Here is an 8,728-nt window from a genome sequence, read left to right as displayed (position 1 = left end):
CATAGATATAACGAATAAGCGTAGATTTTCCTGAACCTGAGCTGCCAATAATGGCTACCTTTTCGCCAGCCGCAATAGACAGGCAAATTGAATCCAGTGCTTTTTTATCACCAAAGCTCAAAGAAAAATCATTAATGTCTAACATCAATTAATCTATTAGACCGATCGTTTTTGCGACATTTTCAATCGGTTCATAATCTTGATTGTCGGCCGGCACAAATGATTTACGTGGAAAACTCTTAAGAAGTTCCGCATCAGTCATACCCAACAGTGCTGCTTCCACTCGTGCTTTAAAGCCTGCGCCAAAGGTGTCATCGACGCCAGCTCTTACCGTCCATTGGTAATCAGGATAAGTGGGTGTGGTCCAAATAACATTCACTTTTTTCAAGTCAACTTTACCCGCGGCTAAAGCGGACTCCCAGACTTTATAATTAACCGCTCCCACCTGATAAACACCTGCTTGAACTTGCGCGATGGTGCGACTGTGGTCGCCTGAAAAACCAATTCGCTTAAAAATATCTTCAGGGCGTTTACCCAAATTACGTTCGATAAAAAACTGCGGCATCAAGCGGCCAGAAGTAGAATCTTTTGAGCCAAAGGTAAAGGTGTAACCGTTTAGATTAGGGAAGCTATCATCAGCTATAATCTCAGTAGAGTGGTGAGCAATAAAGTAGCTTTTAAAAAATTGGTCTTCATAGCCTTGTGCTATTGCGTCAGAACCCGGTACTAAACGCCTTGCTTGTACGCCGGAAAGACCACCAAACCATGCAAGCTGCACTTGATTGTTTCTAAAAGCGGTTACGGCTGCAGAGTATGACTTTACTGGCACGTATTTAACTTCAACGCCTAGTTTTTCTTCTAAGTAAACGGCCACTTTATCGAAACGTGTTCGAAGTTGGCTTTCATCCTCATCGGGAATAGCGGTAAAAGTAAAAGTTGCAGCCAAAAGACTCGGCGCGAATAGCAGCACAAACATGCTAATAAGGGACTTGATAGCAAACATAATAAGCTTAACCTGACAAAATATTTACCATATTTTAACTAAATTTAACCAACAAACCCAGAAGAAACACTATAAAGCACTAGATAGATCTGGATTTAACCATAACCTTTATCAAACTGATGTTAAATCATCCACTAAAACGTTTTCTTCATAGCAACATCAACATAATTCAGCCAAGGTTAAGTTAGCGAGGCGTAAACTTCTACGTAATTAGAAACACTTAGTTGGCAGTATGCATAAATCTGCGTAAACTAATCTTTATCGCATTCAAGGATATTTGACTATGAGAATATTGGTTGTTGAAGATGATCCTATTTTATCTCACCACCTTAAAGTGCAGCTTAGTGAGCTAGGAAATCAGCTTCAAGTTGCATTAACAGCGAAGGAAGGATTTTACCAAGCGACAAACTATCCTATCGATGTCGCTATTGTCGATCTGGGCTTACCCGACCAAGATGGTATTAGCTTAATTCAAAGTATGCGTGATAACGGAGTGAAAGCTCCCATTTTGATTTTGACAGCCCGAGTTAACTGGCAAGACAAAGTTGAAGGTCTAAATGCAGGTGCTGATGATTATCTGGTTAAACCGTTCCAGAAAGAGGAGCTCGTGGCTCGACTCGATGCTCTGGTCAGGCGCAGTGCCGGTTTTGTCAAACCAAAGATCACCAGTGGCGCACTAGAGATAGACTTGGCAGCCAAACAAGTCACTCTCAACGACGTGCCAATGGAAGTGACCGCCTTTGAATATCTAATCCTCGAGTACTTAATGCGCCACTGCCATGAAGTTGTCGCTAAACAGCGCTTGCTCGATGTCATTTACGGTGACAAAGAGGGAGACCCAAACACTATCGAAGTCATGGTCAGTCGTTTACGCAAAAAACTCACAAAAGATGGTATTGAAAATCCTATCGCGACGATTCGTGGTCAAGGTTACAAATTTAATCTGCCATGCAGTTAAGCTTTAAACCTAAGAAACGTCTGCTTACGCGGATGTTTCTCACTTCGCTCTCAATCATAGCCTTGGTAGGTTTTGGTTTAGCTTGGATGGTTAATATTCTTCATGCCCAAAATAGTTACAATGAAGAAACCTCCCAGCTTATTGCTGAAATCCCTAAAGTAGCCGCCGAACTTAGGGAGCATGATCTACTGCCTGATAATAGCGATGAATGGCTAGCAGAAAATAGCGCATCACAACGTTATATTATTGCCAGTTGTGACAGTACCTTTAATCAAGTTTGGACATCTTCTTTGGCTGTCGATCGCGGATTATTCGATACCTGCGAACGTTTTAACGAGATCCGCAATAACACCCCACCCTATTACCTTTCCTTAGCTGATACTCGTGGCTACTTTGTATATTTGCTCTCACTTGATATCGCTGGCAGCGAATACAATTTACTGGTGTTAAAAGATGCTGAGAAGTTAGAAGCAGAATACAGTAAGTTCAGTCGACGCACTTATGTACGACTGGGGTTTGTGCTGGCATTGGCTCTGGTCTTGCTCATCAGTGCGGCTTACTGGGGAATGCGTCCATTAGTGCAATTAAGAAATGAACTCCAGTCGGTTAATAGCGGAAAGTCCAAGAGCCTTTCTGAAGGTTATCCCATTGAACTTGAAGGCGTAACCCAGGCGCTTAATCAACTGTTAGTGCAATCAAGTGCACAACAGCAGCGATACCAAAATGCAATGAACGACTTAGCCCATAGTTTAAAAACACGTTTAGCCGCGGTGCACGCTATTACTGATGATGCCAGATTAGATAAAGAAGCAACCAGTGAAAAAATAATGGAGCAAGTTAGCCAGATGGATCTATTGGTAAAATATCAATTAAAACGGGCAATGTTAGGGCGTAAGGGCTTAAAACAGGAACAAACTCAAATACTGCCGCTGGTTGACCAACTCGCTCAAATGTTATTTAAGGTATACCGCGACAAACAAGTCCAGTTTGAAGCGGTTATCGAGCAAGAACATGTCTTCCCTGGTGACAAAGGTGACTTAATGGAGCTTTGTGGCAACTTAATGGAAAATGCATTTAAGCTGTGTATTACCACCGTCAGGGTCTCATCCTATTACAATGATGCGGGTGAGTTTGAGCTTTTAGTGGAAGATGACGGTCCAGGCGTTGAAGAGAGTATTAGACAAAACATTATTCAACGCGGCGTTCGAGCAGATACCCAAAAAGCGGGACAAGGTATTGGACTGGCAGTGTGCAACGAGATCGTCATTAGCTATGGCGGACGTCTCAGTATTGAGACATCCGACTTGGAAGGTGCTTGTTTTAGGATCTCAATACCAATCTAACGCGCGTATAGCTGCTCTGCTCGATTAAACATTATCCAAGAGGTCGCGATATATTTATCGCAGCTCTTGGGCATATTACCTCGATGCGAATGAGTAAAACCTGCAGGTGCTATCACCATAGTGCCTTTTTTAGGCGTTACTTTCTTGTCTTGATAGTAAAACTCAGTCTCTCCGCCCTCTTCGACATCATTTAGGTAAAACATATATAACACGACTCGATGCAAGGCTTCGTTATGATTAAGCTGAGGAAATTGTTCTGAGTGCCAATGAGGATAGCCGCCTTTGTTTTTATCATATTTTTGAATGTTAATCGTACCACTCCGATATAGATATTTAACTAAGGCTTCAGCCCTTGGCTCCCCAAATGCCGCATAATTATCAGGTGTTAGCGTAACAGCGTCACCTTCTAGATTAGAGACTCCTACCGATACCGCACCCATCAGCGCCATAGAATATTTATTAAAGTACTCCGCGGCGTGCTGCAATGTGTATTGCAGCAAAGTATTTTTAAGCACGGCTAAATCTTCATGAGAATCCAACATCAAATCTCGGCTCATTTTTTTGTCAGTGTCGACACCACCACCGGTGCTTCCGGCTAACACACCTGGGTGTTGCTCAAAAGCACTAACGAGCTGTTCACATAGGTCATCGGGAAGTGCATTGGGGTATATTTCAATAAAATCCATTAGATACTCTTAAGCTGCTTGCCTTCGCATAATTGTAAACATATGAGTTAAGCATTTGTAAATAAGATAAGTTGCGTTAAAATAGCAAACTAAGGAAGACTCACACAAATACATATGCCAAATAGTTGTAAAATTGCAGTAAAGCAACTGCAGGTAGGTAATTTCATTCGATTGCCTGTTTCATGGAAAGATCACCCTTTTCTATTCAGCAGCTTCAAAATTAGACAACAAGCCCAGATTGAGTTAATAAAGAATCTGGGGATTGAGCATGTCTTTGTCATATTAGATCGCAGCGATACTGCGGTGCTAACCCCTGAAGATGCCCGCAGCAGAAAACAGCCGATTGTCGATAGTAATTTAGATAAACTATCAGAGGACCTACGTAAGCAAAAAGCTGAAAGCATAGAAGCCCATAAAAGCCTAAGGCGTCAGCTGCAGAAAACAGAACAACACTTTGATCGTTCAGTCGCAATGATCCGCAGTCTTATGGGTAAATTGCGTAATCGTCCTTTAAATGCCGTGAATGATGGCAAGGAACTTATCCATAATATCTGCGAGCAGTTATTAACGTCTGATAAGTTAGTCTTGCATTTGATGCCAGATGCTAAAGATGATGATGGGATCTACTACCACTCTCTTAACGTATCCGTTTTATCGATGTTAATCGCCAAAGAACTAAACTGGACTCGCAATGAAATAGAATTGATCGGCATTGGCGCATTATTTCATGATACTGGTAAGCTTAAAGTGCCAACACAGATATTAAGAAAAACGTCACCATTATCACAAGCCGAACAAAACTTCGTCAGTCAGCACCCCATGATGGGTGTAGACTTACTCAAGCTTGCTGATAATTTCCCATCAGAAGCACTGCCAGTCATCTTGAATCATCATGAGTTCCTCGATGGTTCAGGCAGTCCAAAAGGCTTGAAAGAAGCCCAGATTGACAAATTAAGCCAATTGGTTGCAGCGGTAAATACCTATGATAATCTTTGCCATTCAGATAATAATCGAAAAGCACGTACCCCCTATTCTGCTTTAGGTTATCTGTATAAGCATTATCAAACACAGTTAAATCCGCAAATGGTTGGAAGAATGGTCAAGATGTTAGGGATCTATCCACCCGGCAGCATTGTCGAGTTATCCTCAGGCCAATACGCTATGGTTATGTCGGTAAATATGAGTCAACTATTGCTACCGAGGATCCTTGTTTACGATGCATTAGTCCCAAAAGAACAAGCACCTATAATAGAGTTGGCACAAGAAGGGATTACCATCGTCAGGTGTTTACCTCCGGCAGGCTTGCCAGAAAAGGTCTTTAAATATCTAAACCCGAGAGAAAGAGTCAGTTACTATTTTGGTACCGATAGCTGAGAATAATCTTTTTGTAATAACAGTAAACTTGTCTATTTCTTGCTCTATTCCGTTCCTGTTACTAGATTTAATCTAACAGTAAACGTTTAAGAGTGAGTTTTTATGACTAAGCTTCCCGATTTTGACCAACTACTTTGGCTAGCAGAAAACGAACCAAGCAAATTAGATGCTTTACAGAAAAAGTTAAACCAAGAAGTTATTGACGAGTCTTCAGCTGCAAGTAAACCAAAGTTAGTTTCATTGCTCGATCATCTCGAGAAAAAATTGTCACTATGCAAAACACCCTACCAACGCTACCAAATTGTAAGCAGTATGATGTACCAAAAACTTTCAAGTCTTAATGATGTACTTAATCACCCTGATGAGTTTTATCAACATAAGGCTACGGTGCTTACTTTTGCAAACGGCCCCTCACAAACAGGTACAAAAAAAGTTCGCTAAATGCGAACTCTTGTTATTATAACCAACCTTTACGCTTGAAGAAAAAGTAGGTACCCGCAGCACTACCAAACATCATCAAAATAGCCATCGGATAACCTAACTTCCAATCCAGTTCAGGCATATTGGCAAAGTTCATACCGTAGCTACTAGCAATTACCGTAGGCGGCAAAAATACCACTGCCGCAACCGAAAATATTTTAATAATCTTGTTTTGTTGCAGTCCACTAAAACCCATTGCAGCATCGAGTAAAAAATTCAATTTATCGAAAATGAACTGACTATGTGGCATCAGTGATTCAATATCCAATAACATCTCTCGAAGATCTTTTATCTCACCATCTGAGAGTTGACTACGATAGTGCTTTTGCATGTAACGTAATGAACGCTGTGTATCGAGTAAACTTAATCTAATCTTACCGTTGGAGTCTTCTTGTCGAGTAATAAGCTTAAAGACATCATCAAGCTCTTCATTCTTGAACACTTCTTCACTCACACTATCAAGCACAGTGTAAACGTCTTCAATTAAATCTGAGAGATAATCGACCTTTAGATTAAACAACTCAAGCAGCAATGCTTGCGGTGATGTAGCCTCTATTCTGCCAAGACGTAAATAGTTTCTTAGCAGTCTGATTAAGCCAACATCTTCTTCTCTAATCGTCAAAAGGAAATTGGGGCGAATGTTAAAAGAAACGTTTACGCCTTTAACATCTTGTCCTGCTCTTTGTGGGAACAAAGAATTAATGTGCAACCCGTCTTTATTCTGATAAAAACGTGCTGAAGCTTCAATTTCATTGATGTCTTCCTCTTCAGGAACATTTTCAACAGAAAACTGACTTAACCACTCTCGTTCCTGATCATCAGGCTTATAAAGATCTAACCAAGTTGTGCTGGGAGGGATAGTATCCTTGATGCTCAATTCGGTGATCGTTAGATTACGATTCTCGTAGGCATAGGCTGTTATCATAGCTCCTCCTTCTTACAATTAATCAACTAATGGGGGTAAAAAAACGAGGCTATTCTAACCCAAAAAGAGACATCGAAAAGCGTTAACTAAACGAAAAATCTCAAATATTACTCTTCGACTGTCTTAGCGATGGTTATTCGTTCTTGATTAGATAATCTGATTCTTATCCCGTCTATAGTTATTAATTCGTTGTTAGTAATATGCTTCTTTCTAACTTGATAAACAACCGAATCGTTACTCACTGGCGACACAATAGTGACACTAACGACCTTATTACCATCCTGCCAATCCCAATACCAATACCCAGCACTTGCCAATAATGAAAGACTTATAATTATGTACAGAGAGAAGCGAATAATAATCCCTTTACCCATATCTTGAGTTCGCTCTTTTGTTCCGCTTACTTTAGATTGACGAATATAAAAAATGGCACTCGCTATGACTAACAAAGTCACAAGAATTTTTGTTAACACGTGCTCTCTCCAAAACCGTAATGGAAGCACATTATAACTAAAATCATAAAGCTAAACTGTTATTATTATCTAAGCATCCGTATTCAATTGTTCAGTTACACTAGATCAAGCTGCAAAACAAAAATCGTTCTGCTATAAAGTAAGTATCAATTAAAATAGAGATTTTCTATGAAAATAAATCAGTGTATTTTGGCGACAGCATTACTCTGCGTTCATTCTTTCGCTATTGCCAATGTAGAACTAACACTTCCATCAAGCTCTGAACTTGTGCTTATCAATGGCAAAGAGGCTGACGGAAATAAAGACCTTTCACTCGCTAATGGTGAGAACCAGATAGCACTGAGGTATGTAGGGCGTTACCAACAGCAGGGGTCGCAAAACCAATTTAGTTCCGATGTGATTATTCTGACGTTTTCTGCTGAAGATAAGCAATTGACACTCGGTTTTCCGAGAATACGGTCAAGTAGAGCTGCGGAGGCTTTCAATAGTGCCCCTCAGATAACAATGATAGATTCTTCAGGCGCAACGATAGCTTTTCAACAGGGACTATTGATTAAAGAAGGTATGCAACTGGGTCGCGATTACGAAGAAGAGATCAGTATTTACAATAGTAGTCACCAAGTCGCAGCCATCAGTACTTTAGCTTTAGCTGCCCCCATCATATCAACAACCCCGTCTTCAAGTACTCAAGTCTCCGAGGCCGTTTCTGCTAGTAATTCTAACGTGAAATCAGATCAGATAAATGTTGGTCAAATGCTCGACTTTTGGTATGAACAAGCCGATGAAGCAACAAAAAAAGCATTTAAATTAAAGATAAACGCTAAATAGCACATATAGATATTCTCTGACGCAGCTCGGTTTTAAGTAAACCAATTGGGGTTTAAGTGTCATCGAATATCTCACTAACTCCATTAGTCAGTGGCGTCTTCAGGTAGATCAGCAACGTGATCTACCATCCCTAATGTTAGTTATTCAGTCGTCTTTATCCCATCGCTATAAGCACTCTTTTACAGTGCTCATGCAATTCAAAAACGTCTTTGCTATCCGGTTTAAACATTAATTTGACCACACTGTGACGTGGCTAGATATTTAAGTCATAACAGACATCATGTCGACATAGGTGAACTAAAAATCTGATGAACCGTATATCCGTTGACTCTACAACCACAAATCACAGACGTAAAAAAGCCCGTTGCGTTAGCAACGGGCTGTTCACTCTCTTTCGAGACCCATCTTAGAAAGAGTGGCGCCGGTCATGGCCAGCTACGCTAAAGCTCCGCGCTGACCACATGGATGTGGTGAATGCAGAAAATGTCAGGAGCAATTTTCTGCCATAAGCACATCGCTATTACGATATTCGCCCTACTATTTACTATGCCCTATGGGTGCACATGAATTGATGCATGCTTCGCATACGCTATTTACTTCCCATGTGAGAGTAACTATTCAAAAAGCTAATAAACGAAAAAATCCCTAGCGCAGAGCG

At 40.7% G+C, this 8,728-nt stretch carries 10 protein-coding genes; 5 read left to right on the top strand and 5 right to left on the bottom strand.

Annotated features, from left to right (window positions below; genetic code table 11):
• Positions 1-145 (bottom strand): ATP-binding cassette domain-containing protein (locus CXF82_RS10260; protein WP_145991681.1); only part of this gene is annotated, 145 nt, incomplete at its 3' end.
• A 3-nt stretch (positions 146-148) separates the two neighbouring features.
• Positions 149-1,003: a putative selenate ABC transporter substrate-binding protein gene (locus CXF82_RS10255; RefSeq protein WP_101091820.1), complete on the bottom strand. Its 855-nt coding sequence runs from the start codon at positions 1,001-1,003 to the stop codon at positions 149-151.
• Between the two features lie 283 nt (positions 1,004-1,286).
• Between CXF82_RS10255 and CXF82_RS10250 the strand changes: the two genes are divergently transcribed.
• Both CXF82_RS10250 and CXF82_RS10245 read left to right on the top strand, forming a co-directional pair.
• Positions 1,287-1,961: a response regulator gene (locus tag CXF82_RS10250; protein ID WP_101091819.1), complete on the top strand. Its 675-nt coding sequence runs from the start codon at positions 1,287-1,289 to the stop codon at positions 1,959-1,961.
• Positions 1,952-3,304, top strand: a complete 1,353-nt coding sequence (locus tag CXF82_RS10245) for an ATP-binding protein (RefSeq protein WP_101091818.1) — start codon at positions 1,952-1,954, stop codon at positions 3,302-3,304. The genes CXF82_RS10250 and CXF82_RS10245 overlap by 10 nt, the downstream gene beginning before the upstream one ends.
• Here the strand turns inward: CXF82_RS10245 and CXF82_RS10240 are convergent.
• A complete protein-coding gene (locus CXF82_RS10240) occupies positions 3,301-3,990 on the bottom strand; it encodes a 2OG-Fe(II) oxygenase (RefSeq protein ID WP_101091817.1) in 690 nt (229 codons plus the stop codon). The two genes, CXF82_RS10245 and CXF82_RS10240, sit on opposite strands and share 4 nt — an antisense overlap.
• A 114-nt stretch (positions 3,991-4,104) precedes the next feature.
• Between CXF82_RS10240 and CXF82_RS10235 the strand changes: the two genes are divergently transcribed.
• Both CXF82_RS10235 and CXF82_RS10230 read left to right on the top strand, forming a co-directional pair.
• On the top strand, positions 4,105-5,364 hold the full coding sequence (locus CXF82_RS10235; protein ID WP_102044138.1) for an HD-GYP domain-containing protein: 1,260 nt from the start codon (positions 4,105-4,107) through the stop codon (positions 5,362-5,364).
• A gap of 102 nt (positions 5,365-5,466) precedes the next feature.
• Positions 5,467-5,805 (top strand): DUF3135 domain-containing protein, encoded by a 339-nt coding sequence (locus CXF82_RS10230; RefSeq protein WP_101091815.1) that lies wholly within the window; start codon positions 5,467-5,469, stop codon positions 5,803-5,805.
• A gap of 16 nt (positions 5,806-5,821) precedes the next feature.
• Here the strand turns inward: CXF82_RS10230 and corA are convergent, their stop codons facing one another.
• Both corA and CXF82_RS10220 read right to left on the bottom strand, forming a co-directional pair.
• Entirely contained in the window at positions 5,822-6,769 is a 948-nt protein-coding gene (gene corA / locus CXF82_RS10225) for a magnesium/cobalt transporter CorA (RefSeq protein ID WP_101091814.1), read from the bottom strand.
• Between the two features lie 107 nt (positions 6,770-6,876).
• The gene (locus tag CXF82_RS10220; protein WP_101091813.1) at positions 6,877-7,242 is read right to left on the bottom strand and encodes a hypothetical protein; all 366 of its coding nucleotides are present in this window, start codon (positions 7,240-7,242) and stop codon (positions 6,877-6,879) included.
• A gap of 168 nt (positions 7,243-7,410) precedes the next feature.
• Between CXF82_RS10220 and CXF82_RS10215 the strand changes: the two genes are divergently transcribed.
• A complete protein-coding gene (locus tag CXF82_RS10215) occupies positions 7,411-8,070 on the top strand; it encodes a YccT family protein (protein ID WP_101091812.1) in 660 nt (219 codons plus the stop codon).
• The last annotated feature ends 658 nt before the right edge of the window (positions 8,071-8,728 follow it).

This window comes from Shewanella sp. GutDb-MelDb (assembly GCF_002836075.1).
Classification (GTDB): domain Bacteria; phylum Pseudomonadota; class Gammaproteobacteria; order Enterobacterales; family Shewanellaceae; genus Shewanella.
Note: the sequence above shows the minus strand (reverse complement) of the source record. Positions and strands in the feature narration are given on the sequence as shown.